The sequence below is a fragment of the Janthinobacterium sp. SUN206 genome (assembly GCF_030587305.1).
Classification (GTDB): domain Bacteria; phylum Pseudomonadota; class Gammaproteobacteria; order Burkholderiales; family Burkholderiaceae_D; genus Janthinobacterium; species Janthinobacterium kumbetense.
The window spans coordinates 2,492,851-2,517,310 of record NZ_JAPWIB010000001.1 but is presented as its reverse complement, the minus strand read 5'-3'; the positions used below and the strand labels follow the sequence as shown (position 1 = coordinate 2,517,310).

The following is a 24,460-nucleotide window of genomic DNA, read 5'->3' as shown; positions in this document are numbered from 1 at the left end:
GCCGGTACGGCAGGCATGAAAAAAGGGGCGCGAGCCCCTTTTTTTACAGGATGACCCACTGCCCCTTGATCCGTGCTTCCAGCGGCTTGAAGTTGATTTTATACGCCATCTTCGGGCTTTGCTTTATCCAGTAGCCCAGGTAGATGTAGGGCAGGCCCAGTTCGCGCGCCTGGGCGATTTGCCACAGCACGTTGTAGGTGCCGTAGGAGGCGCCTGGCACGTCCGGATCGAAAAAGGTGTAGACGGACGACAGGCCGTCGGCCAGCACGTCGATGATGCTGACCATGCGCAGGATGCCTTCGGCATCGCGGAATTCCACCAGGCGCGTGTTGACCCGGCTTTGCAGCAGGAATTGCGCATACTGGTCGCGGCTGTCCTGGTCCATGCCGCCGCCCGCGTGGCGCGTGCTCTGGTAGCGCAGGTACAGCTCGTAGTGCTCGTCGAGGAAGGACAGGGTGGCCACGCCCGCCTGCAGGTCGGCGTGGCGGCTCCAGGCGCGGCGCTGGTTGCGGTTCGGGGTGAACTCGCCCGTCACGACGCGCACGGGTATGCAGGCCTGGCAGCCATCGCAATACGGGCGGTAAGTAAAAATGCCGCTGCGGCGAAAGCCGTTGCGCACCAGTTCCGAATACACGTCGCTGTTGATCAGGTGCGAGGGCGTGGCCACCTGCGAGCGGGCCTGGCGGTCGTCCAGGTAGCTGCACGGGTAGGGCGCCGTCGTGTAGAACTGCAGGGTGGCAAACGGTAGTTCGTTCAGGTGCGTCATGCTGATCCTGTCTGGTCTGTCCGCGGCAATGGAAGTCTGCGTGGAGATATCATAGCTTTTTTATGCCGGCGGCGCAGCCTGCCAATCCGTGATTTGCGCTGCTTCAATGGCGACGCGCACATGGGCGAGGAAGCGCGCGCGCGAAATGGGCGCCGCGCCCAGCGACGCCAGGTGTCTTGTTTCTTGCTGGCAGTCAATCATGGTCACGCCGCGGTCCTTCAGGAAGCGCACCAGGTGCGCCAGCGCGATCTTCGAGCCATCCGTCACGCGCGCGAACATCGATTCGCCATAGAACATGCGCCCGATCGACACGCCATACGCGCCGCCCACCAGTTCCCCGTCCAGCCACAGTTCCGACGAGTGCGCGTAGCCCAGCTTGTGCAAGCCCGTGTAGCCGGCGATGATTTCGTCAGAAATCCACGTGCCCGGGCCATCCTTGCGCGGCGCGGCGCAGGCGCGCATGACGGCGTCGAAATTGCCGTCGAAGCGCAGCTGCCAGCGCCCGTCCGTCGCGGCGCTGCGTTCGACCTTGCGGATCGCCTTGGCCAGGCTGTCGGAGACCTTGAAATGCTCCGTCATCAGCACCATGCGCGGATCGGTGCTCCACCACAAAATAGGCTGGCCTTCGGAAAACCAGGGGAAGATGCCGCGCCGGTAGGCGTCGAGCAGGCGCGCGGGCGACAGGTCGGCGCCGGCCGCCAGCAGACCGGGCGCCTCGTCGGTCAGGGCGCGCGAGACGTCGGGGAACGGGGTGTGGATGTCGAGCCAGGGAATCATGCGGCGTCAAAGGTGGCAGGTGAGGGGATTATTCTGCATCCGTGCGCGCCATCGGGCGCGTGATGTCGCCCGTATGGACGCCGTAGCTGCCGCCTTCGCGGATTTTCACGCGGTCGGCAAAGAACAGTTCCAGGGTGGCGCGGATGGTGGGAAAGGCCAGGTCATCCCAGGGAATCTGCGCTTCCGTAAACAGCTGCACGTCCAGGCTTTCGATGCCCGGCGCGAAATCGAGGTCGCGCAGGCGCGCCAGGTAGAACAGGTGCACCTGGTGCACGCGCTGCACGTTCAGCAGCGAAAACAGGGGGCCTAGTTCGATATTCGCGCCCGCTTCCTCCACCGTTTCGCGTTCGGCCGCATCCGACGTCGTTTCATCGTTTTCCATGAAGCCGGCCGGCAGGGTCCAGTAGCCCAGGCGCGGCTCGATGGCCCGCTTGCACAGCAAGACCTGCAACTGGCCATCCTCTTCCCAGACGGGAATCGAGCCGACCACCATTTTCGGGTTCTGGTAATGGATGGCGTCGCAGTTGGCGCACACATAGCGCGGACGGTTGTCGCCTTCCGGGATGGACAGGCTGACAGGATGGGCGCATTCGGAGCAGAATTTCATGGGCGGGCTTAGGAAAAGAATGATGTCTAGTGTAACGCTTACTGTACACCGCTTACTGTACACCGATTGCGTGCGGCGTGGCGTGACGGGCGGACACAATGCCAACCGGCAATTGGCGAAGCTGCTTGATGCACTTTGGAACGCATTTTTAATAAAATGGCTCTAATAAAATGGCTCTATTGCGGTCTAAGTTGAGATAGCTATTGCCTAAGCCACCTGTTTGCCCTTATAATTCTTGTGCGGGGTGGAGCAGTCTGGCAGCTCGTCGGGCTCATAACCCGAAGGTCACAGGTTCAAATCCTGTCCCCGCAACCAATACCGGAAAGCCGCTGATTCTTGCAAAAGATCGGCGGCTTTTTTCATTTCCGCCTGGCGCTCCCCGTCATTTGCCCATCTGCAATCTTCGCGAGGCGGGGGGCGCATGCAATTGTCAAATCTTGCCCTTTACGCCTCGCAACAATCTGGTATATAATTCTGCTGCGGGGTGGAGCAGTCTGGCAGCTCGTCGGGCTCATAACCCGAAGGTCACAGGTTCAAATCCTGTCCCCGCAACCAATTCGAAGCCGCTGATTCCTCGCAAGAGGGTCAGCGGTTTTTTCGTTGTGCGGCGGTGTTTACTCTGGCACCTGGCGCGCATATACGACCAGCCGCAGGTGGCGGTCCGCATCGATGGTCAGCGAGGTGTGCTCATACGCGATGCCTTCGCCGTCGACGTCCAGGCAGCGCACGCCGGCACATGGCGCATGCACGTCGTGGCGGCGCCACCACAGCTTGAATTCGGGCGAGACTTTTTCCAGTTCGTCCACCAGCGCATGGATGTCCGCTTCCTGCGTGGCGCGCGCATAGTCGCGGCGAAAGCTCGACAGCATCAGCGGCGCCTGCTCTTCCCAGCCGATGAAGCGCGAGCGCAGCAGCGGATCGGTAAACAGGAGCCACAGCAGATTGCGCCGCGCCGGCACATGCGCGCCGAAGCCGAACAGGGCGTCCGCGCCCGCATTGAACGCCAGCACGTCCCAGCGCAGGTTGAGCACATACGCGGGATGCGCCAGTTCGTGCATCAGGCGGCGCACCGGCGGCGGCACCACGCAAAACGTCTTGCCTTCTTCGGCCGGCGGACGCGCATGCGCGAGCAGGAACAGGTGGCGGCGTTCGCCCGCGTCGAGTTTCAGCACTTCGGCCAGCTTGTCGAGAAAGGCGCTGGAGACGCCGATGTCGCGCCCCTGCTCCAGCCAGGTGTACCAGGTCAGTCCCACGCCGGCCAGCGCCGCCACTTCTTCGCGGCGCAAGCCGGGCGTCCTGCGCCGCCCGCCGCCGGGCAAACCCACGTCTTCCGGCGACAGGCGTGCGCGGCGCGCCTGCAGGTAGGCGGCCAGTTCGTGGCGGGTGCGGGCCAAAGTGCGCATGGTGCTGCCTTTCAGGTAAGCCTGTTGCTATCAGTAATAGCATAAACAGTTAAATTGTAATTGTTTATATTGTATTCCAGAATGCCTGCTTTCTTCCCGAAGGCTTGCCCATGTCCGACTATTCTTCTCACGCCAGTACTGGCACTTCCGCCGCCGTGCTGCCCGCCACCGTCTACCTGATCGCCGTGGGCGCGTTCGCGCTGGGCATGGCGTCGTATGTGACGGCAGGCCTGATGCCGATGATCGCCGGCGCGTTTTCCGTTTCCCTGGCGATGGCGGCGCAACTGGTGACGGCGTTTACCCTGGCCTATGGCCTCGGCTCGCCGCTGATGGTGGCCTTGCTGCCGGCGCGCGCGCAGCGCTCCGGCCTTTTGGTCGCCCTGGGCGTGTTCGTGCTGGCGAACGGGGCCAGCGCGCTGGCGCCCGGTTTCAGCGGTTTGCTGGCATGGCGCGCCATCGCCGGCATCGGTGCGGGCGTGTATCTGGCGCTGGGCATCGCGGCGGCGGCGGGCGTGTCGGCGCCGCAGCAGCGGGGCAAGGCCATCGGCGCGATCATGGGCGGCATGGCGGGCGGCACGGTGCTGGGCGTGCCCTTGAGTTTGCTGCTGGCGCAGCAGCTGGGCTGGGCCGCGGCCCTGTGGCTGGTGGCGCTTCTCGGTGCGCTGGCGCTGGTGGGCTTGCTGTGGAAGCTGCCCGCGCTGCCTGCCGCATCGTCCGCGCCGGCCATCTCGCTGCGCCGCAAGCTGGCCTTGCTGGCCGACGGGCAGGTGCTGGCCATCCTGCTCGTTTCCTTGCTGGCGGCCGTCGCCAGCCTGGGCATGTACACCTTCATCGCGCCGCTGCTGGCGTGGTCGGCGCAGGGCGCAGCGATCTCCGCGACGCCCTTCCTGTGGGCCTGGGGCGTGGGGGGGATCGTTGGCAGCGTGCTGGTCGGGCCATGGGCGGACAAGGTGGCGGCGCCGAAACTGACCTGGCTCATCTTGCTGCTGCTGGCGCTGGCCTTGGGCGCGCTGCCGCTGGCGGCCGGCTGGTCGGCCTGGCTGATGCTCGCGCCTATCGTGCTGTGGGGCGCGGCCGGCTGGGCCCTGCAAGTGCCGCAAAACCAGCAATTGCTGGCCGTGCGTGCGCGCCAGGGCGACGGCAACCTGGCCATCGCCCTCAACGAATCGGCGCTGTACCTGGGCAGCGCCATCGGCGCGGCCACGGGCGGGGTGCTGCTCCTGCTGGACTGGCCCATGTGGCTGCTGGCGGCCGGCGCCGCCCTGGTCGCCGCCGCCGCCTTGCTGCTGCAGTTGCCGGCGGCGCGGCGCGGCTAGCCTTTCTTCGCCAGTTGCATACCCACGGGCAGGGCGCGGATGCGCTTGCCCGTGGCGGCGAAGATGGCGTTGCACAGGGCGGGCGCGATGGGCGGCGTGGCCGGCTCGCCCACGCCGCCCAGCTCCATGTCCAGGGTGCCCGGCACCAGGTGCGTGTGGATCACGCGCGGCGCGTCGGCCGCGCGCAGCACGGCGTAGTCGTGGAAATTGCTTTGCTCGACCCGGCCATTTTTAAAGCTGATTTCGCCGCTCATGGCCAGGGACAGGCCCATGATGCAGGCGCCCTCGATCTGCGAGCGCACGCGGTCCGGGTTGATCTGCGGGCCGCAATCCATGGCGATGTCGACCCTCGGCACGATGACTTCGCCGGCCCCATTGATCTCCACTTCGATCACGGCCGCCACATAGGTAACGAAACTGTAGGACACGGCCAGGCCCAGCCCCCGTCCCTTGGGCAGCTTGCGGCCCCAGCCCGCCTTGGCCGTCGCCAGCTCGATCACGTGGCGCATGCGGCCGATATCGACCGGATACTTCGCCGGATCTTCGCCATAGTTCCAGCCGTCGGACAGGTCGGCCGGGTTGATCTTGCGCGCGGGGCCCAGGAGCGCCAGCAGGTAGTCGCGGTGGTCCTTCTTCGCCGCATGCGCCAGTTCGGCCGTGAACGACTGGATGGCAAACGCGTGCGGGATGTTCGACACGGAACGGAACCAGCCGATGCGCGTGTGGGCAGGCACTTCGGGCACTTCGACGCGGATGTTCGCAATGGCGAACGGCACGTTGATCGCCGACATGCCCAGTTCGAACGGCGCCTGCTTGTTCGCGCCGGCGGCAAAGGTCGACGTGATGGTGGGCGCGGCCGTGCGGTGCAGCCAGGCCGTCGGCATGCCTTTCGCGTCGAGCGACGCTTCCAGCCGTTCGACCGATACCGTATGCAGGTAGTCGTGCTGCAGGTCGTCGTCGCGCGTCCACGTCAGCTTGACGGGCGCGCCATCCATGGCTTTCGACAGCAGCGCCGCCTCGACGGCGAAATCGGGTTTCGATTTGCGCCCGAAGCCGCCGCCGAGCAGGGTCACGTGGACGGTCACGTCGTCATACGTCAGGCCCAGGGCCTTGGCCACGTTGCTGCGCGTCGCCTGCGGTGCCTGCACGCAGGCCCACACTTCGGCCTTGCCGTTGGCGATGCGCACGGTGGCGGCGGGCGGCTCCATGGTGGCGTGGGCCAGGTGGGGCAGATAGTACTCGGCGCTGAATTTCCGCGCGGCGGGGGCGGCGGCCAGCGTCGCCACCGTCTTGCCCTGGTCGCGCGCCGGGCTGGCCGGCTGGCGCACGGCCGCTTCCAGCGTCTTGCGGAAGGCTTTCGAATCGTAGCCGCTGTTCGGACCGTCGTCCCATTCCAGCACCAGCGCTTCGCGGCCCTTGATGGCGGCCCAGGTGTTGCTGGCGATGACGGCCACGCCGCCCAGGGGATTGAACATGGCCGGCGGCGGGCTGCCCGCCAGTTCGACGATGCGCAGCACGCCCGGCACTTTCAGGGCCGCCGTCTTGTCCACGCTTTTCAGCTTGCCGCCGAAGACGGGCGGACGGGCGATGACGGCGTACGCCATGCCATCGAGGCGCGTGTCGATGCCGAAGTGGGTGTTGCCCGTGACGATGTCGTGCAAGTCGATGCCGCGCGTGCTGGTTTGCCCGATGTAGCGCAGCTCGCCCGCCGTTTTCAGGCTGATGCGCGCGCGTGGCGGCACGGGCAATCTGGCCGCGTCTTCGGCCAGCGCGCCGAAGGACAGCGAGCGTCCGCTGGCCGCATGCACGACCGCGTGATTGACGGCTTTCACTTCTGTCACGGGTACGTCCCAGCGCACGGCGGCCGCCGTTTCCAGCATCAGGCGCGCCGTGGCGCCCACGTGGCGCATGGCGCGGAACGAGTGGCGCATGCTGCGCGAGCCGTCCGTATCCTGGCTGCCGTAGCGCGCTTCGTCGGCGGGCGCTTGCTGCACGCGCACCTGCGCCCAGTCGGCGCCCAGTTCGTCGGCCGCCACCATGGGCAAGCTGGTGCGGATGCCCTGGCCCATTTCGGAGCGGTGCGCCACGATGGTGACGATGCCGTCGGCGCCGATCGACAGGAAGACCAGGGTGTCGTCGACCACGCCGCCAGCCATATTGTCGCCGCCGTATTTGACGGCATCGGCCGCCATCACGAGGCCGGAAGGGCCGGCCACCAGGGTCAAGCCGGCCAGCGCGCCGGCGGCCTTGAGCCAGTTGCGCCGCGCAGGCGAATGTGCTGCGGCAGTGTCATGGATGCTCATTTGGCCGCTCCTTTTGCGTGGATGCTGCTTGCCGCCTGCTTGATGGCCGCGTGGATGCGCGTGTAGGTGCCGCAGCGGCAGATATTGCCGCTCATCGCTTCGCGGATTTGCTGGTCGTTCGGTCTTGGCGTCTTGTGGAGCAGGGCCGTGGCCGACATGATTTGCCCGGCCTGACAGTAACCGCATTGTGGCACGCCGTGTTCCTGCCAGGCTTGTTGCAGCGCAAGGCCGACCTTGTCTTCGCCCACCGCTTCGATGGTGGTGATCTTCTTGCCTGCGGCGGCCGACATGGGCGTCACGCAGGAGCGGATGGCTTCGCCATCGAGGTGCACGGTGCAGGCGCCGCACAGGGCCATGCCGCAGCCGAATTTGGTGCCGGTCATGCCCAGTTCGTCGCGCAGGGCCCACAGCAGGGGCGTGTCTTCAGGCAGTGCAAGGTCGTGCTGCTTGCCATTGATGGTCAGGGTCGTCATGTGTATTCCTCGGAGTGGGGATGGTGCGGGACAGCGCGACGGCCATCCGCCAGACGGATTAGCTCATCAGTAGGGGATGGTAGCACCGCTCGCCCTGCGCTGCAGGAGATGGCGCCGGTGGCATACTGCGGTTTCTGATATCGGAGTTTTCCATGACATACCCCACAACGGCGCCGGGCTTGCCCGACATCCTCGCTCCCGGCTTGCAGGTGGTTTTTTGCGGCCTCAATCCCGGCGTGGACGCGGCGGCGGCCGGCCACCATTTTCTCGGCCGCGGCAACCGCTTCTGGCCCGTGCTGCACCTGGCCGGCTTCACGCCGCACCTGGTGGCGCCGCAGGACGATGCCAGCGTGCTCGGTTTCGGGCTGGGCTTGACGGCGGCCGTCGGGCGCCCGACCAGCCGCGCGGACCAGGTGGGGAAGGACGAATTTGCGCAAGCGGCGGCGGGCCTGCGGCACAAGCTGGCATGGGCGCAGCCGCAGTGGATCGCCTTCCTGGGCAAGGCCGCCTACGCGGCGATGACGGGAAAACGCCAGCTGGCGTGGGGTGAGCAGCCAGAGCGCTTCGGCGGCGCGCGCGTGTGGATCTTGCCCAATCCGAGTGGCCTCAATCGCGGTTATTCGAAGGAGCGGCTGGTCGACGCGTATGCGGAACTCAAGCGCGCGCTGGGCTGATGCCGGGCTGGCGTTCAGCGCACTTGCGCATGGATGGAGGGGCTTAGCGGGCTTGCTCCAGCTGCGCGTACACGGCGTCGGCGATCTTGCCCAGTTCCCGTTTGGGCAGGCTCGCCGAGAGGGCATAACCGAGCTGGCCGTCGATCCAGTAAAACACGCTCAGGTCCTTTTCCTGCGTATAGCGGAAAGCCGTTTCCTGTCTGCCCGCCCGTTCCTTGGCCACGTACAGGGTCAGGCGCTTGCCACCGCCATCTTCGTACATGAATTGCGCCACGGGGCCATCGCCATCGCCGGGCAGCAAGCGCCCGCCGATCAGGTGATAGCCGAGTGGCGACAGCGCGGGCGGCTGCAGTTGCGTGCCCAGGCGTTTCGACAGCCATTGCACCAGGTGCGCTTCCTGCGCCGCGCCCACTTCGACGGGATGGCGCACTTCGGGCGTGTAGACGGCATGGGCGATGGCGGCGCTGCGCGCCAGGGTCAGGGGGCTGGCGCTGGCGCTCGTGCCATCGCCGCCGCGCAGCAGCCAGCCGCCCGCGCCGCCGGCGATGAGCAGCACGATGGCCGCTGCCGCCTGCATGGCGGGGCGGCGCCAGGCGCCGTTCGCCGCCGCTGGCGATGCCGCCTGCCGCAGGGCCGGCGGCACGGTTTCGTCGAGCACGGGATCGAACAGGGCGCGCAATTGCCGGTTCTGTTCGCGCCACGCATCCACCCTGGCGGCGTCCTCGGGGTGCGCGCGCAGGTGGGCGTCGATGGCCGCGCGCTGCTCCTCGGGCAGGACGCCGTCGGCCAGGGCGTGCAATTGCGCTTCGCTGATGGCTTGCGTTGTCATTTCACGACTTTCAGGGTAGGGGCGCCATGGCTGCCGGCGGGGCGGCCGTCGAGCAGTTCGCGCAGCCGCTCGCGCCCGCGCGACAGCCGCGACATGACGGTGCCGACGGGGATGCCCAGCGTGGACGCCACCTGCTCGTACGGCATCTGTTCCAGCGCGACGAGCAGGATGACTTCGCGCTGCCCCAGCGGCAAACTGGCCAGCGCCGCATCCATTTCGCCGATGGCGATGGCCTGCCCAGGCGCGCGCTCCGGCGCGGGCAGCAGGGCGTCGTCGTCGAGTTCCTGCAGCGCCAGGCCGGGGCGGCGCAGTTGATCCACGTGCAGGTTATGCATGATGGAAAACAGCCAGGGCCGCATCTCGCCACCGCGCTGCCACTGGTCGAACTTGCGCCAGGCCCGCTCCACGGTGTCCTGCACCAGGTCGTCCGCGTGCGCGGCGCCCGCCAGCGCGCGCGCATAGCGGCGCAGGCCGGGCAGGCAGGCTTGCAGCTGGCGGCTGTCCTCTTGCGTGGTCATCGTGGCGGCGGGATGGCGTGCTTAAGGCTTGACGACGTGCCACACGTTCTTGAAATTGTCGCCGGCCGCGTCGCCCGGTTTCTTGTCTTCCTTGTACAGGTACAGGGGCTTGCCCTTGTAGGTCAGCTGCATGGCGCCGTTGTCTTCGCGCTTGATGCTGCCATACGGGGCGGCGGGCGCCGCTTCGGTGGCGATGACGGCGGGCCAGGCCACCAGGCAGCCGCCGCTGCAGGCGCTCTTGCCGCTGTCGGCGACATCCTTGTCGAACACGTACACGGTCATGCCGCTGGCGTTGACCAGCATGCCGTTGGCGGGCATGACGTCGGCGGCAAAGGCCAGCGGGGCGGACAAGGCGGTGCAAAGGGCGGTGGCGGCAAAAGTGGTAAAGCGCATGGTGGTCTCCTTGAGGTTTTTGGGGCTTGCAAGGGATAGACGCGTGCCGCCCGCCGTTTATTCCCCGGCAGGCAAAATATTTTTTTCCGGCGCGTGCAGGCTGGCCCACAGGTGGGCGGCGGCCATGGTGCGGTGCGGCGCGTACTGGCGCAGCCACTGCTCCGTGCGCGCCATGTCCGGCTTGACCTCTTCGCCGAGCAGCTTTTGCAGGGCGGCGCGGATGGCCACGTCGCCGTGCAGCGAGCAGTCGGCATAGCCGTAGCCGCGCAGCAGCGCATAGTTGACGGTCCACGGGCCGATGCCCTTCACGGCCAGCAGCGCCTGCGAAATGGCCGCCACGTCGCCGGAAGGGGGCAGCTCCAGCGACAGTTCTCCATCGTTGACGAGATGCGCCAGGCGCAGCACGGTTTCCGCCTTGGCGCGCGAGAATTTGCGGCTCGTCAAATCCTCGGCGGATAGCCGCGCCACGTCGCGCGCCTCCGGGTAGCACCACAAGCCGCTGGCGTGCCGGCGTCCCGCCTGCACGATGAAGGTGCGGCGCAGGGAAATGGCGAACGGCAGGTTGATTTGCTGGCCGATGATGGCCCAGGTCAGCGCTTCGAAGGGGCTGGCCGATTGCACGATGCGCAAGCCCGGGTTGACGTGGATCAAGGGCGCCAGCAGCGGGTCGGCGGCGGCCAGTTGCGCGAACGGCTGCGGGTCGATGCGCAGGCCGAGGATGTTCAGCAGGGCGCCGTGCAGCGGCGTTTGCAGGTCGGCGACGGTGTCGTCATTGTCGTCGAGGTCTGCCTGGCAGATGGCGGCATCCTGCGTGAACGCCACGTCCAGTACGACGGGTACGCCGGCAAGCAGGATGCCCTTGCGCAGGCCTGTCGGCGTGACTTGTTCCGCCACGGCTTGCGTATCCCGGCTGTGGAAGGCGATGACATCGTCGCGGCGGTAGCCGGCGGGCAGGGGGAGGGTCCAGTGCAGCAGGGTCATGGCGGGCCAAAGTCAGGGAAGGTATCAGGGGGACGATGCTGGCGCATCCCGTTTCTTGCTTTTCACGCTTCAGCGCACGCAGAGGTCAGGGTTGGGCGGGCTCAAGGCGGCCGCGTGCTGGATCTGCAGCGCGTCGGGCACGCCGTTTTTCACGGCCGTCAGTTCGGCCAGGATGGAAATGGCGATTTCGGCCGGCGTCTTGCTGCCGATGTACAGGCCGATGGGGGCGTGCAGGCGCGCCAGCTGCTCGGCGCTGACGTCGAACTGCAGCAGCCGTTCGCGCCGCTTGGCGTTATTCGCGCGCGAGCCGATGGCGCCCACGTAGAACGCAGGGGATTTCAACGCTTCCATCAGGGCCAGGTCGTCGAGCTTGGGGTCGTGCGTGAGGGCGACGACGGCGCTGCGGCTGTCGAGCTTTAATTCCAGCACGAGGTCGTCCGGCATGGCGTGCAGCAGGGGCACGCCCGGTACGTTCCAGCCGCCCCGGTATTCCTCGCGCGGGTCGCAGACGATGACGTGGTAATCCATGGCCGTGGCGATTTGCGCCACGAAGCGCGACAGCTGGCTGGCGCCGATGATCAGCAGGCGCCAGCGCGGGCCGTGCTGCGTGGTGAGCGCCCCGTCTTCCAGGGCCAGCACGGCGCCCGGCGTGGCGCGCTGCAGCGTGACGGCGCCGGTATCCAGATCGAGGCGGCGCTCGACGAGTTCATGGGCTTCCAGGCGCGCCAGCAGTTCGGCCACGCGGCTGCCCGCGTGCAGCGGCTCGATGGCCAGTTCGATGGTGCCGCCGCAGGGCAGGCCGAAGCGGTGCGCCTCGTCGGCGCTGATGCCGTAGCTGACGATTTCGGGCTGCCTGCGCACGATGCCGTGCACGCGCACGGTATCGATCAAATCATCTTCGATGCAGCCGCCGGAGACGGAACCGACCACCGTGCCATCGTCGCAGATGGCCAGGGTGGCGCCCACGGGGCGGGGGCTGGAACCCCAGGTCTTGATGACGGTGACGAGTTCGCAGCGGCGGCCGGCGGCGAGCCAGGCGGCGCTGGTTTTCAGAACTTCAAGGTCGATGCTGTCCATGGCGCGCGCGAGTTACATGCCGCATGTTTGCGGCAAAGTATGGAAAAGTATTCAAGATTGTGGATATACTACCTGTTCCACCACCCTGCGGAGAATTTTCATGTCAAATGAAGTCAAGACGCAAGAAGAGGGTATCCCCAAGTTCGGCAAGTTGCTCATTGTCCTGTTCCTAGCCGTCGTGTTCTGCGGTGCCCTGACCTGGATCATGGGCACCTACTTCCCCAACTTCCCGGGAGCCTGAGCAAACCCTGTTTGATCAGGATTGAGCACAGTGAGCATCGCAGACCGCAAAGCGCGACGCGCAGTAGGTTATGGCAGGCGCTCTAAGGCTTCAGCGGTTTCTTCGCCGCCTGCTTGGCGCGCACGTCGATGACGGCGCGGTTGACGGCGGCCATGCGCGAGTTGGTACCCGGATGCAGGGCCGTGTAGCCGTTGGCGACCGTGGCCGGCACTTGCGTGGCCAGGCGCTGCCAGAAGCGGGCCGCGTTGTCGACGTTGTAGCCGGCGCGCGCCAGCAGGTAGATGGCCAGGGTGTCGGCTTGCACGTCGAGTTCCTGCGGCATGGCCTTGATGCCGGCGGCGCCCGTCAGCATCGACACGTCGGGCTGCACGGCGCCCAGGCTGTCTATGATGCTGCCGGCCGTCCCTGCCGTGCGCTGGCTGCGCGCGTGGTCGAGGATGTTGTGCGCCATTTCGCGGGCGATGACAAAGGCGATGCCTTCGTCGTTTTGCGCCGCATTGACCATGCCGCGCGTGAGCATGATGCGCGCGCCGTCCGAGTAGGCGTTGATATTGTCCGCATTGCCCAGGGCGACGCGGAAGGCGCAGGCGCGCGTGACGGGAATCTTCAGGTCCTGCTGCTGGCCGTCGCGGGCGATGGTCATGTTCAGGTTCGCGCTTTTCGAGGCCAGCGGGCCGACGATGGCGCCAAACGGGCCTTCCGCCTTCGGACCGGCCGGCAGCGGCTTGCCTTCGGCGGCCAGCAAGCCGTCGCCCTTGCGCAAGCCGGCGCGCGCGGCGCCGCTGCCCGGCAAGACGCTGGAGACTTGCATCTGTTCGCCGTAGCCGAGGGCCGCCTGCGCCGCGTCGGCATAGATGCCGGGGTAGGAATACTTGTTCTGCGCCGTGAAGCCCAGCAAGTTGCGCGCATACGTCTTGCACAGGTCCGCATTGTTGATCAGCAGGGGCGCCGAGACTTTCGAGAGGCGGTCCTGCAGCGCCACCATCTTCACCAGTTCTTCCTGCGCCGCCTTTTGCTGCGCCGTCGGGGCGGGCGCATCGGGCGCCGGCACCACGTTGAACGGGCCGCTGACATGCGTCGCCGGCGTGGTGCAGCCGGCGAGGATGGCCGCACTGGCCAGCAGGAGGGGAGTGGCCAGTTGGCGCAGCGAAGTTGGGGCTGTGATCAGATGGCGAAAACCTGGCATGAGAAAATCCTTAATGTTTGCCGGTGCTGCCGAAACCGCCAACACCGCGTTCGCTGTCGCCGAATTCCTCGACGACGTTAAAGCCCACTTGCAGCACCGGCACGATAATCAGTTGCGCCAGGCGTTCCATGGGATTGAGCGTGAAAGCGCTCTGGCCCCGGTTCCAGGTCGATACCATCAGCTGGCCCTGATAATCGGAGTCGATCAAGCCTACCAGATTCCCCAATACGATGCCGTTTTTGTGGCCCATGCCGCTGCGCGGCAGGATCATGGCCGCATACGAGGGGTCGCCGATGTGGATGGCCAGGCCCGTGGGAATGAGCACGGTCTGGCCGGCTTCGATGGTGATCGCCTCGTCGATGCAGGCGCGCAGGTCCAGGCCGGCGCTGCCGGGTGTGGCGTAGGCCGGCAGCATTTCTTTCATGCGGGCGTCGAGGATCTTGATGTCGATATTTTTCATTAATCTAACTAAGCTAAGTCGTGTAAAAGGTTATTTGAGCAGCGAATTCTTGGCCAGCCGCTTCGAGATCTCCGAAATCAGCTGGCGCGCCAGGTTCAGTTTGGAGGCGCGCGGCAGTACGGTATGGCCTTCCTCGTCGAACAGGATGATGGTGTTGTCATCCTGGCCAAACGTGTTCTGGCCGATATTGCCGACCAGCAAGGGGATGCCCTTCTTTTCGCGCTTGGTCGAGCCGAATTCCACCAGGTTTTCCGATTCGGCGGCAAAACCGACGCAGTACGGATAGCCGGCCAGGTTGGTGCGCGCCGCCACGGTGGCCAGGATGTCGGGATTTTGCGCGAACTGCAGCTCCGGCACGGAGCCGTCGGCCTGCTTTTTCATCTTTTGTTCGCTGGCGTTGGCCACGCGCCAGTCGGCCACGGCGGCCACGGCGACGAAGACATGCTGGCCGTCGACGTGGGCGAGTACCGCATCGTGCATCTGCTGTGCGCTTTGCACGTCGATGCGGCGCACGCCGAACGGCGCGTCCAGGGCCGTGGGGCCGGAAATGAGCAGCACCTCGGCGCCCGCTTCGCGCGCCGCGCGCGCCACCGCATAGCCCATCTTGCCCGAGGACAGATTGGTGATGCCGCGCACGGGGTCGATGGCTTCGAACGTGGGGCCGGCAGTGACCAGCACGCGCTTGCCCGCCAATACCTTAGGCTGGAAGGCGGCGATCAGCTCCGTCAGCAGCTGTTCCGGTTCCAGCATGCGGCCCAGGCCCGTTTCGCCGCACGCCTGTTCGCCGGCGGCCGGGCCGAACAGCTTGATGCCGTCGTCGCGCAGCTGCTGCACATTGCGTTGCGTGGCGGGGTTTTGCCACATTTCCACGTTCATGGCCGGCGCCACCAGCAGGGGCAGGTGGGATGGACGGGCCAGGCACAGGGTCGACAGCAGGTCGTCGCACACGCCGTGCGCCAGCTTGCGCATGAAGTCGGCGGAACACGGCGCGATCAAAATCGCGTCCGCATGGCGCGTCAAATCGATATGCGCCATGTTGTTGGCTATGCGCGCATCCCACTGGCTCGTGTGCACGGGGTGGCCGGACAGGGCCTGCATCGTGACGGCCGTGATGAAGTGGCTGGCCGCATCCGTCATCACCACTTGCACCGAGGCGCCTGCCTTTGTGAGCGCGCGGCACAATTCGGCCGCCTTGTAGCAGGCGACGCCGCCCGAGAGTCCCAGGACGATTTTTTTGCCGGACAGTTCCATGCCGTTCTCCTGCGTGTTTATTTGTTTACCCGGCGCAGTTCATCGATGATGAACAGGGCCGCACCGATGCAGATGGCGCTGTCGGCGATATTGAAAGCGGGGAAATGGCCCCAGCTTTTCCAGTGGAAGTCGAGGAAATCGACCACGTGGCCGTACATCAGGCGGTCGATAGCGTTGCCCAGCGCGCCGCCGAGGATCAGCGACAGGGCCCAGCAGAACATGCGCTGGCCCGCGTGCTTTTTCAGCAGGTAGATGATGTAGATGGCGGCCGCCAGGGCGATGCCGGTGAAGAAATAGCGCTGCCAGCCGCCCTGGTCGGACAGGAAGCTGAATGCGGCACCCTTGTTATACGCGAGCACCAGGTTGAAATATGAGGTGATGACCATTTCCTGCGCATAGCGGAAGGTCTTCAGGATCGTGATCTTGGTGATCTGGTCGAACAGGATGACGATGGCGGCAATGCCCAGCCACAGCGTCAGCGGCGATTGCGGTTTCGATGAAAAACGGTTTTTAGTGGCCATATTTTTCCAGGGAAGATAAAGCCGCCGCCTGGCAGCAGGCGGCGGTTGGACGGATAGCATACAACGGCGGGCAAAATCGTAGCGAGCGGCAGCGATTTGTGGCCGAGAAGCGCAACTGTACTCTAGTACGGTGAGCATCGCAGGCCGCAAATCGCGACGCGCAGCAGATTTTGACGCCGTTGTTTAGGCGAAGCGGCGAACTTCGCCCTTGCCAAACAGGTTGCTGACGCAGCGGCCGCACAGGGTGGCATGCGCGGCGTCCGTGCCCACGTCGCTGCGGTAGTGCCAGCAGCGCTCGCACTTCGGCGCCGTCGACGCGGCCACGACCACTTCCTCGGCCGCTTCGTCGGCCACTTCGGCTACCGTTGCCTGCGAGGTGATGAAGACGAACTTCAAGTCGTCGCCCAGGGTCGTCAACAGCTTGTACTTCATCGGCGCGGCCTTGATCGTCAGCTCCGCCTGCAGCGACGAGCCGATGGCGCCCGAGGTACGCAAGTCTTCCAGCTGTTTTGTGACGTCCGTGCGCACGGCGCGCAGGGCCGTGTATTTCTCCAGCAGGTCGGCCGCATCCGCCACTTCCGGCAGCTGCCACCAGGTTTGCGTGAAGATGGTTTCATCGCTGGCGGCATACGCTTCGCTGCCGGCGAAGACGGCCCACGCTTCCTCGGCCGTGAACGACAGGGCCGGGGCCATCAGGCGCAGCAGGCTTTGCGTGATGTGCCACAGGGCCGTCTGCGCCGAACGGCGCGCGTGCGACGTCAGGCCGGAGGTGTACAGGCGGTCCTTCAGGATGTCCAGGTAGAAGCCGCCCAGGTCTTCCGAGCAGTACGTCTGCAGCTTCGACACGACCGGGTGGAATTCGTAGCGCGCGTAGTTGTTCTCGATCTGCGTTTGCAGCGAGGCCATGTTGGCCAGCGCATAGCGGTCGATTTCGAACATCTCGGCCACCGGCACGGCGTCCGTGGCCGGATTGAAGTCCGAGGTGTTCGCCAGCAGGAAGCGCAGGGTGTTGCGGATGCGGCGGTACGATTCCGTCACGCGTTTCAGGATTTCGTCGGAGATCGACAGTTCGCCCGTGTAATCGGTCGAGGCGATCCACAGGCGCAGGATGTCCGCGCCCAGGGTGTCCGAGATCTTTTGCGGCGCCAGCGTGTTACCCAGCGACTTCGACATCTTCTTGCCTTCGCCATCGACCGTGAAGCCGTGCGTCAGCAGGGCCTTGTACGGCGGACGGCCATTGAGCATCGACGACACGAGCAGGGACGAGTGGAACCAGCCGCGATGCTGGTCCGAGCCTTCCAGGTACAGGTCGGCCGGGAATTGCAGCTGCGTCGAGTGCGAACCGTGCGCTTGCGGGCCGCCCAGCACCGTCTGGTGCGTGGCGCCGGAATCGAACCACACGTCCAGCGTGTCCTTGTTCTTCGCGTAGATGGCCGCTTCGTCGCCGATCAGGTCAGCCAGGTCCAGCGCCTGCCAGGCCTCGATGCCGCCTTTTTCGATCAGCTTGGCCACTTGCTCCAGCAGTTCCGGCGTGCGCGGATGCAGGTCGCCCGTTTCCTTGTGCACGATGAAGGCCATCGGCACGCCCCACTGGCGCTGGCGCGACAGGGTCCAGTCGGGACGGTTGGCGATCATGCCGTGCAGGCGCGCCTGGCCCCAGTCGGGGAAGAACTCGGTGTCGGCGATGCCTTTCAAGGCCGTTTCGCGCAAGGTCGCGCCGCCGTCCTTCGGCGTCACGTCCATGCCGGCAAACCACTGCGAGGTGGCGCGGTAGATGATCGGCGTCTTATGGCGCCAGCAATGCATGTAGCTGTGGTCGAACATCTTGACTTCGAACAGCGCACCGGCTTCGCGCAGGGCGTTGCAGATCGGCTTCGACGCTTCCCAGATGGTCATGCCGCCGAACAGGGGCAGGGTCGAGGCGAACTTGCCGTCGCCCATGACGGGCTTGATGATGTCGTCGTCCTTCATGCCGTGCGCCTTGCACGAGATGAAGTCGTCCAGGCCGTAGGCTGGCGCCGAGTGCACCACGCCCGTGCCGCTTTCCGTGGTCACGTATTCGGCCAGGTACAAGGGCGACAGACGGTCATAGAAGGCATCGGCCGCATGCAGCGGGTGGCGGAAGCTGATGCCGGCCAGGGCCGCGCCGTCGCAGGTGGCGATGGTCGTGCCATCGAGCTTGAAGCGCGCCAGGCTGGCGACGACCAGGTCTTGCGCCAGGATCAGCAGCAGCGGCTGGCCATCGCGCTCGGCTTTCACCAGCGCGTACTTGACTTCCGGGTGCACGTTCAGCGCCTGGTTCGACGGGATGGTCCACGGCGTGGTGGTCCAGATGACGATGAAACCGTTATCGGTCGGCAGGGAAGGCAGGCCGAAGGCGGCCGCCAGTTTTTCCGGCTCGGCGAACTTGAATCCGACGTCGATGGCGGGATCGCGTTTTTCCGCGTATTCCACTTCCGCCTCGGCCAGCGCCGACTGGCAGTCGAAGCACCAGTTGACGGGCTTCAAGCCGCGGTACACATAGCCTTTTTCCAGCAGCTTGCCCAGCGCGCGCAATTCGTCCGCTTCATTGCCGTGCGCCATGGTCAGATACGGGTTGTCCCACTCGCCCAGCACGCCCAGGCGAATAAAATCCTTCTTCTGGCGCTCGACCTGCACATTGGCGTAGGCGCGGGCCTTTTCCAGCACTTCCGCCGTCGGCAGGTTCTTGCCGTGCAGTTTTTCGATCTGGATCTCGATCGGCATGCCGTGGCAATCCCAGCCCGGTACATACGGCGCGTCGAAGCCGGCCAGCGAGCGCGACTTGACGACCATGTCCTTCAGTATCTTGTTGACGGCGTGGCCCAGGTGGATATCGCCATTCGCGTACGGCGGGCCGTCATGCAGGATGAATTTCGGACGGCCGGCGGCAGCCTTGCGCACGCGCTCGTAGATTTTCTTGTCTTGCCATTGCTGTACCCATTGCGGCTCGCGCTTGGCCATGTCGCCGCGCATCGGGAACGGGGTTTCCGTCATATTGACCGGGTATTTGCTTTCAGGCTTCTTGTTCTGCTTGGGCGTGGCTGGCTTGTTTTGATCGGACATAATCTTCTTTAATGGTATGGAGTATATTTTTGCAGCGGGTTTGCGACGGCAAGTGCCGCCAGGCGGCGGAGTTGGCCGGCGTCAAATTCGGTCGGTGGCGGTAATGGCGCCGCTGTGCTGCTCAAAATAGGCGCGCGCCTGGTTCGAGTCGCGCTCGATGGCGGCCGTCAGGGTGGGCAAATCGTCGTACTTTTCTTCGTCGCGCAGCTTTTCCAGGAATTCCACGCGCACCAGCTTGCCGTAGCAGGATTGATTGAAATCAAACAGATGCACTTCCAGCAAGACGCGGCCGCTGTCGTCGACGGTGGGGCGCACGCCGAGGCTGGCCACGGCCGGCAGCGGCTGCGGCGCCAGGCCGTGCACTTGCACGATGAAGACGCCGGACAGGGCGGGACGGTGCGCCACGCGCAGGTTCAGGGTGGGGAAACCGAGGGTGCGGCCCAGTTTCTGGCCGTGGATGACATGGCCGGAAATGGCGTACGGATGGCCCAGCAGCTGCGTGGCCAGCGGGAAATCGCCGGCGGCCAGCGCCAGGCGCACGGCGGACGACGAGATGCGCGTGCTGCCGTTCATCACGGTAGGCAATGTTTCTACATGGAAACCATATTTGCGGCCCGCTTCCTGCAGCATGGCCACGTCGCCGGCGCGCCGGGCGCCATAGCAAAAGTCGTCGCCGACCATCAGCCATTTCACGTGCAAGCCATCGACGAGGACTTTTTCCGTGAATTCCTGCGGTGTCAAGGCGGCGAACTGGGCGCTGAAGTGCTCGACGACGACACGGTCGATGCCGGCGTCATCCAGCGATTGCAGCTTGTCGCGCAAGTTGGCGATGCGCTGCGGGGCCTTGGACAGGTCGCCTGCGCGCTGCGCGAAGAATTCGCGCGGGTGCGGTTCGAACGTCATCACGGCCGCTTCAATGCCGAGTTCGGTTGCCGCGCCGCGCACGCGCGCCAGCAAGGCTTGATGGCCGATGTGGACACCGTCAAAATTGCCGATGGTCAGAGCGCAAGGCGCTCGTGCCTGGGCATTGGGAAGTCCGCGGAATACCTTCATAGGAATCTGATGAAAAACTGTGCCAAAAGGGGGATTATACGGACTGTTTCGGGGATGCACACCCGGCAGGGCGGACGCAGGGCGAATTTCACTGCTGAAATGATAAAAAGCGTTGCCGGCGGGTATGCTGGCAACGCTTTAGTATTGATTCAATGCACTCTCAACGTCGAAGCCAAGCGTAGCGAGCGGCAGTGATTTGCTGCCGAGAAGCGCAACCGTACTGTAGTACGGTGAGCATCACAGGCTGCAAAGCGCGACGCGCAGTAGCTTGGGTTCGATGTTAATTACTTATTCATCAAGGTCCAGTAGCGGGCCAGGTCAGCCGCGCCATCCGTGCCCTTGACGGCTTTGAGTGCCGTCGTGGCGTTGGACTTCTTGCCGGCGTGGATGTAGGCGATGCCCAGATGCAGCTTGGCTTCTTCCGCATACTTGGCGGTGCCCAGTTTCACGGCGTCGTTCATCAAGCCCAGACCTTTTTCGGCCTGGCCATCGTAGACCAGGGCGAAGCCCAGCTTGCTCAAGCTGTCGGCGTCCTTGTTCTTGGCGTATTCCGCTTCCGACTTGGCCGCGTTGGCTTTCAGGTCAGCCTGGGTTTTCAGGGCCAGGTCTTTCAGACGCTGGTGACGTGGCGCATCGGCGCCGGTACCCAGCACGCCTTTCTTGTAGCCTTGCTCGATGATGCTCAGCGCTTCGCCAGGATTGCCTGCTTGCAGGGCCAGCTGGCTGATTTCCATGTATTCGGAAGGTTTGCTGAACAGGCCGTTGGCCAGGCGCAGGCGCTGGACATCCAGGCCCAGGCGTTGCGAGAAGCCAGGTTTACCCGAAACGCGGTTCAGCAGGTCGGCCCAGTAGCTGGTTTTCGGATAGCTCGATGCCAGTTTTTCCAGGGTGGCAACGTAGCCGCCCTTGTCATTTTGCTTCAACTGGATGTTGGCCAGCATTTGCAGGCTCGCTTCCGAGTTGCCGCCGCGCGCTTGCAGTTCTTTTGCCGCTTCGGCGAAGTTGCCGCTGACGTAGTAGGTCTGGATCAGCAGTTCGCGCATCTGTGGATCTTCGCGGTCTTTCAGCGAGCGTTTGATCCAGGTGATGGTGTTTGGCCAATCCTTGGCGCGGTAGTACATGCCTGCCAGCGCTTGCGTGAATTTGGGGGCTTCGGCGGCGCTCAGGCGGCCGGAATTGATGACGGCTTCAAAAGCCTTGATGGCGGTGCCGTTGTCGCCAGCGGCGGCGGCAGCCGAGGCGCGCACGCGTTCGATCTGGTAGCTTTCAAAGGCGGTCTTGCCGCCGACGCTGTCAGCTTCGCGCAGCTTGGCCAGTGCTTCCTTGTTTTTGCCGCTGCCAGCGAGTTTTTGCGCTTCTTGCAATGGCTTGCCCACTTCGGCACGCACGGTGTCCGCGGCATATGCCAGCGAGCCCAGGCCGATTACGGGAGTTGCTGCGGTAAAACCGATAGCGGCCATGACGAGGCCGAGATGAGCGAGACGAAACTTGGACATGAGAAAGTCTTTCAGTAAAAAGCGAATAGGCAGGAAGTCCTGCCTATTCGGATGTAAAGATAACCTGATTGCTACAGCTTACTGGAATTGCTCGTTGCCGACCAGACCGATTTTGGTCACGCCCAGACGCTGCGCCGACGCCATCACACCGGCGACGACTTTGTATTCCACCAGCTTGTTAGGACGCAGATGCACTTCTGGCTGATCTGCTTGCGCAGCAACGTTGCTCAGCTTGGCTTCCAGCGTATTACGATCAGGTACGACCTGATTGTCCCACAAGATAGTGCCATCAAAATCGACATCGATCGTGACGACCACTGGTTCGGTTGTCGGTGGCGGCGGGGTGCCGACCGGCATGTTCAGGTTCACCGAGTGGTTTTGCTTAGGAATCGTGATGATCAACATGATAATCAGCACCAGCATCACGTCGATGAGGGGCGTCATGTTCAGTTCCATCATTGGTTCCGGATCCGCGCCTGCTGCGCTTCCCGAACCGACATTCATACTCATAGTGTTTCCTTTAAGAAGTCCAACGAAGCACCGGGCGAAACTGCCGCCCGGCAAGCTTCCTTCAGTGGCGCCCCCATGTTGCCGGGACGCCGCTGTCAGTCGCTATCAGCCCTTGTCAGGTGGTTCGGTGATGAAGCCGACCTTCTGGATCCCGGCACGTTGGGTCGTGTAAATAACCCGGCCGATCGATTCGTAGCGTGTTTCTTGGTCGCCACGAACGTGTACTTCCGGCTGCGGTACTTTCACTGCTTCAACTTTAAGATAATCGAACAATTCGTTCGTGTCTCTCAGTCTGGTCTGGCCCAGGTAAATCTCGCCATCCTTGTTAACAACGATGTTAACGTTTTGCGGCTTGGTTTGAAGGGCTTGGTTGGCCTCGATCGGCAGATCGATTTTCTGCAGCTTGAGGACAACTGGACTGGTGATCAAGAAAATGATCAGCAAAACCAACATGATGTCGACGAGCGGCGTCGTGTTGATTTCTGACATTACTTGATCTTGATCTCCGCTGTCGGAGCCGACGGACATCGACATGACTTATCCGATCTTTTTAGCGCCGGCAGCACGGCCAGCTTCGCTGGTGGACATTACGCCGGAAACCAGAACCGAGTGAACGTCGGCGCTGAACGAGCGGATGTCTTCCATTGCGGTTTTGTTACGACGAACCAACCAGTTGTAACCCAGAACGGCAGGAACAGCGACCAGCAGACCGAAAGCGGTCATGATCAGTGCTTCACCAACTGGACCTGCAACTTTGTCGATCGATGCGTTACCGGTCATGCCGATAGCGGTCAGTGCGTTGTAGATACCCCAAACGGTACCGAACAGACCGATAAACGGTGCGGTCGAACCAACGGTTGCCAGGAACGACAGGCCATCTTGCAGACGCGATTGGACTTTGTCCGAAGCGCGCTGGATCGACATCGTCACCCAGGTCGACAGATCGATTTGTTCCAGCAGGGCGCCGTCATGGTGAGCGGTTGCCTTGGTGCCCGATTCAGCGATGAAGCGGAATGGCGAACCTTCTTCCAGGGTTGCCGAACCAGCAGCGATCGAAGGAGCTTTCCAGAATTTGGCAGCAGCTTCTTTAGCTTGCTTGAAGATCTTCATTTGATCGATCAGCTTGGTGATGATGATGTACCAGGTACCGATCGACATGATGACCATGATGATCAGGGTGGCGCGTGGCACGAAGCCGCCGTCCCACACTGCTTGCAGGCCGAACGGGTTGTGTACTTCTTCGGTTTTGGCTGGAGCGGCTGCATCAGCGGCTGGAGCTGCTGCTGCGTCTGCTGCTGGAGCGGCGGCATCTGCAGCAACTGGTGCTGGTGCAGCGTCTGCCGCAGGAGCCGAAGCGGCAGCCGATGCTGGCGCGTCAGCGAATGCCGGAGCTGCTACCAGAGCGGTAGTAGCGGTAACGGACAACAGAACCGCGGCAAAAAATGCGGACAAACGGGTATTCTTAAACATGCTTCCTCCAAAATTAAAAATAACAGATCGCTGAACGTAATGACAACGAAATCATAGTGTGAGACAGGGGATAACTGTCTCGGGTTTTAATCCAGCGACCAAACGTATTGCATTTGCTGCCAGCCTTGTTCCGGCTTGCCGTCAACTGTTGCCGGCTTAAATGTACAGCGGCTGATACCTTGCACCGCGGCTTTGTCCAGGTCCCTGAAGCCGCTGGACTTCACGATCTTCGAATCAGCGACCTTGCCGTCTACACCGATCAGGAACGACAGTGTCACCACACCGGTTTCCTCGTTACGCTGCGACGACTTTGGATAAGCCGGTTTTTCGCAGACGCTGAAGTCAACCACGGCCGGTGTACGCACCGATTTGGCTGGTCCAGGAGTTGGCGCAGGCTGTGCAGGCGGCGATGGCGGTGCCAATACATTCGTGGCTGGCTTCACGGCAGTCGCATTTGCAATCACGTTCTGCTGTGGTGGCGGCTGCTGCACGTTCACCTCGACTGGCGGAATGAATGGCGGCGGTGGTGCCTTCATTTCTGGCGGCGGTGGTGGCGGTGGAAGATCCTTCGGTGGAGGCGGTTTGACTTCCTCGATAATCTTGGTTTCAACCGGTTCCATCATTTTGGTGACCAACCGCTTGCCCAAGCCCGTCACGATCCCGTAAGCCGCGAGAACGTGCAGCAGGACAACGATAGTGATGCCTGTGTAGTTCTTGGGACTTTTCTCGTTCGAAAAATTCATGCCTGCTTTCTCCAAATACCATCTCTTGTCTTGCAACTGAACCCCAAAATGACGACACAAAGCTCCAGCCGTATCCGGGACGTCGCCGAATTATACATACGAATTCTTTATTTTACACAGATTTTTAACGCCTAAAACCGGTTAAATTTTTGGCGCTTTTGCGCCCTGAAAACGTACTTGCTTATGTCATCTTTGCACGCTTTCGGACATAAAAAAAGGCGGTCTTATCGGTTTTTTACAGCCGTTTTGGGCGACCGCTGCTAAGTTCTCCGATGTGTCGATCTGGCGGAATTATATTTCGTGATATCCAATATGGAAACTGCTAAAT

General features: G+C 63.6%; 25 protein-coding genes and 2 tRNA genes. 5 read left to right on the top strand and 22 right to left on the bottom strand.

All coding sequences use genetic code 11. The annotated features are described in order from the left end of the window. Positions 1-43: 43 nt before the first annotated feature. From O3300_RS11365 to O3300_RS11355, 3 genes are read right to left on the bottom strand one after another with little or no spacing between them, the layout of a single operon-like run. Positions 44-766, bottom strand: a complete 723-nt coding sequence (locus tag O3300_RS11365) for an arginyltransferase (protein WP_099666809.1) — start codon at positions 764-766, stop codon at positions 44-46. Positions 767-826: 60 nt separating this feature from the next. Beyond that, positions 827-1,543 carry a leucyl/phenylalanyl-tRNA--protein transferase gene (gene aat / locus O3300_RS11360; RefSeq protein WP_305052953.1) on the bottom strand — a complete coding sequence of 239 codons (717 nt, stop codon included), beginning with the start codon at positions 1,541-1,543 and terminating at the stop codon, positions 827-829. A 28-nt stretch (positions 1,544-1,571) separates the two neighbouring features. Beyond that, positions 1,572-2,150, bottom strand: a complete 579-nt coding sequence (locus O3300_RS11355) for an NUDIX hydrolase (RefSeq protein WP_099666811.1) — start codon at positions 2,148-2,150, stop codon at positions 1,572-1,574. A gap of 238 nt (positions 2,151-2,388) precedes the next feature. Between O3300_RS11355 and O3300_RS11350 the strand changes: the two genes are divergently transcribed. Together O3300_RS11350 and O3300_RS11345 are read left to right on the top strand one after the other, a co-directional pair. Further along, positions 2,389-2,465 (top strand) — tRNA-Met (locus O3300_RS11350). 163 nt (positions 2,466-2,628) lie between these two features. Then, positions 2,629-2,705 (top strand) — tRNA-Met (locus O3300_RS11345). Between the two features lie 59 nt (positions 2,706-2,764). On the opposite strand, the gene O3300_RS11340 is transcribed toward O3300_RS11345, so the two are convergent. Continuing rightward, positions 2,765-3,553 carry a helix-turn-helix transcriptional regulator gene (locus O3300_RS11340; RefSeq protein ID WP_289898680.1) on the bottom strand — a complete coding sequence of 263 codons (789 nt, stop codon included), beginning with the start codon at positions 3,551-3,553 and terminating at the stop codon, positions 2,765-2,767. Between the two features lie 110 nt (positions 3,554-3,663). Between O3300_RS11340 and O3300_RS11335 the strand changes: the two genes are divergently transcribed. Continuing rightward, positions 3,664-4,869, top strand: coding sequence for an MFS transporter (locus O3300_RS11335; RefSeq protein WP_305052952.1), 1,206 nt, complete (start codon positions 3,664-3,666; stop codon positions 4,867-4,869). Here O3300_RS11335 and O3300_RS11330 read toward each other — a convergent pair. Together O3300_RS11330 and O3300_RS11325 are read right to left on the bottom strand one after the other, a co-directional pair. Then, complete coding sequence (locus O3300_RS11330) at positions 4,866-7,172, bottom strand: xanthine dehydrogenase family protein molybdopterin-binding subunit (protein ID WP_305052951.1); 2,307 nt, start codon at positions 7,170-7,172, stop codon at positions 4,866-4,868. The genes O3300_RS11335 and O3300_RS11330 overlap by 4 nt on opposite strands. Then, a complete protein-coding gene (locus tag O3300_RS11325; protein WP_289903870.1) occupies positions 7,169-7,645 on the bottom strand; it encodes a (2Fe-2S)-binding protein in 477 nt (158 codons plus the stop codon). The genes O3300_RS11330 and O3300_RS11325 overlap by 4 nt, the downstream gene beginning before the upstream one ends. A gap of 152 nt (positions 7,646-7,797) precedes the next feature. On the opposite strand from O3300_RS11325, the gene mug reads away from it, so the two are divergent. After that, the gene (gene mug, locus O3300_RS11320) at positions 7,798-8,319 is read left to right on the top strand and encodes a G/U mismatch-specific DNA glycosylase (RefSeq protein ID WP_305052950.1); all 522 of its coding nucleotides are present in this window, start codon (positions 7,798-7,800) and stop codon (positions 8,317-8,319) included. Positions 8,320-8,362: 43 nt separating this feature from the next. Here the strand turns inward: mug and O3300_RS11315 are convergent, their stop codons facing one another. The 5 genes from O3300_RS11315 to O3300_RS11295 form a co-directional block, all read right to left on the bottom strand. Then, on the bottom strand, positions 8,363-9,148 hold the full coding sequence (locus O3300_RS11315) for an anti-sigma factor (protein WP_305052949.1): 786 nt from the start codon (positions 9,146-9,148) through the stop codon (positions 8,363-8,365). Further along, positions 9,145-9,666 carry an RNA polymerase sigma factor gene (locus tag O3300_RS11310; RefSeq protein ID WP_305052948.1) on the bottom strand — a complete coding sequence of 174 codons (522 nt, stop codon included), beginning with the start codon at positions 9,664-9,666 and terminating at the stop codon, positions 9,145-9,147. The genes O3300_RS11315 and O3300_RS11310 overlap by 4 nt, the downstream gene beginning before the upstream one ends. Before the next feature lie 21 nt (positions 9,667-9,687). Next, positions 9,688-10,059: a hypothetical protein gene (locus O3300_RS11305; protein ID WP_289903876.1), complete on the bottom strand. Its 372-nt coding sequence runs from the start codon at positions 10,057-10,059 to the stop codon at positions 9,688-9,690. Positions 10,060-10,116: 57 nt separating this feature from the next. Beyond that, positions 10,117-11,040, bottom strand: a complete 924-nt coding sequence (locus O3300_RS11300) for a DNA-3-methyladenine glycosylase (RefSeq protein WP_099666820.1) — start codon at positions 11,038-11,040, stop codon at positions 10,117-10,119. A 69-nt stretch (positions 11,041-11,109) separates the two neighbouring features. Beyond that, positions 11,110-12,117 carry an XdhC family protein gene (locus O3300_RS11295; RefSeq protein WP_305052947.1) on the bottom strand — a complete coding sequence of 336 codons (1,008 nt, stop codon included), beginning with the start codon at positions 12,115-12,117 and terminating at the stop codon, positions 11,110-11,112. A gap of 100 nt (positions 12,118-12,217) precedes the next feature. On the opposite strand from O3300_RS11295, the gene O3300_RS11290 reads away from it, so the two are divergent. Further along, complete coding sequence (locus tag O3300_RS11290) at positions 12,218-12,358, top strand: hypothetical protein (protein WP_162835767.1); 141 nt, start codon at positions 12,218-12,220, stop codon at positions 12,356-12,358. 82 nt (positions 12,359-12,440) lie between these two features. Here O3300_RS11290 and O3300_RS11285 read toward each other — a convergent pair whose 3' ends face one another. The 11 genes from O3300_RS11285 to O3300_RS11235 all read right to left on the bottom strand — a co-directional run bounded on the left by O3300_RS11285 (position 12,441) and on the right by O3300_RS11235 (position 24,132). Further along, positions 12,441-13,544 (bottom strand): M48 family metallopeptidase, encoded by a 1,104-nt coding sequence (locus O3300_RS11285; RefSeq protein ID WP_305052946.1) that lies wholly within the window; start codon positions 13,542-13,544, stop codon positions 12,441-12,443. Between the two features lie 10 nt (positions 13,545-13,554). Next, positions 13,555-14,004: a dUTP diphosphatase gene (dut, locus tag O3300_RS11280; protein ID WP_099666823.1), complete on the bottom strand. Its 450-nt coding sequence runs from the start codon at positions 14,002-14,004 to the stop codon at positions 13,555-13,557. Between the two features lie 30 nt (positions 14,005-14,034). Continuing rightward, positions 14,035-15,255 carry a bifunctional phosphopantothenoylcysteine decarboxylase/phosphopantothenate--cysteine ligase CoaBC gene (coaBC, locus tag O3300_RS11275; protein ID WP_099666824.1) on the bottom strand — a complete coding sequence of 407 codons (1,221 nt, stop codon included), beginning with the start codon at positions 15,253-15,255 and terminating at the stop codon, positions 14,035-14,037. Between the two features lie 17 nt (positions 15,256-15,272). Then, complete coding sequence (gene lspA, locus O3300_RS11270) at positions 15,273-15,776, bottom strand: signal peptidase II (protein ID WP_077407922.1); 504 nt, start codon at positions 15,774-15,776, stop codon at positions 15,273-15,275. 183 nt (positions 15,777-15,959) lie between these two features. Beyond that, on the bottom strand, positions 15,960-18,860 hold the full coding sequence (ileS, locus tag O3300_RS11265) for an isoleucine--tRNA ligase (RefSeq protein ID WP_099666825.1): 2,901 nt from the start codon (positions 18,858-18,860) through the stop codon (positions 15,960-15,962). A gap of 81 nt (positions 18,861-18,941) precedes the next feature. Next, positions 18,942-19,913: a bifunctional riboflavin kinase/FAD synthetase gene (locus O3300_RS11260; protein ID WP_305052945.1), complete on the bottom strand. Its 972-nt coding sequence runs from the start codon at positions 19,911-19,913 to the stop codon at positions 18,942-18,944. A 284-nt stretch (positions 19,914-20,197) separates the two neighbouring features. Next, positions 20,198-21,409, bottom strand: a complete 1,212-nt coding sequence (locus O3300_RS11255; RefSeq protein WP_305052944.1) for a hypothetical protein — start codon at positions 21,407-21,409, stop codon at positions 20,198-20,200. A gap of 78 nt (positions 21,410-21,487) precedes the next feature. Then, positions 21,488-21,919, bottom strand: coding sequence for a biopolymer transporter ExbD (locus O3300_RS11250; RefSeq protein WP_170840419.1), 432 nt, complete (start codon positions 21,917-21,919; stop codon positions 21,488-21,490). A gap of 105 nt (positions 21,920-22,024) precedes the next feature. Beyond that, complete coding sequence (locus O3300_RS11245; protein ID WP_077407915.1) at positions 22,025-22,453, bottom strand: biopolymer transporter ExbD; 429 nt, start codon at positions 22,451-22,453, stop codon at positions 22,025-22,027. Positions 22,454-22,456: 3 nt separating this feature from the next. After that, positions 22,457-23,389, bottom strand: a complete 933-nt coding sequence (locus O3300_RS11240) for a MotA/TolQ/ExbB proton channel family protein (protein WP_199534342.1) — start codon at positions 23,387-23,389, stop codon at positions 22,457-22,459. Positions 23,390-23,475: 86 nt separating this feature from the next. Further along, the gene (locus tag O3300_RS11235) at positions 23,476-24,132 is read right to left on the bottom strand and encodes an energy transducer TonB (protein WP_099377981.1); all 657 of its coding nucleotides are present in this window, start codon (positions 24,130-24,132) and stop codon (positions 23,476-23,478) included. Positions 24,133-24,460: the final 328 nt, after the last annotated feature.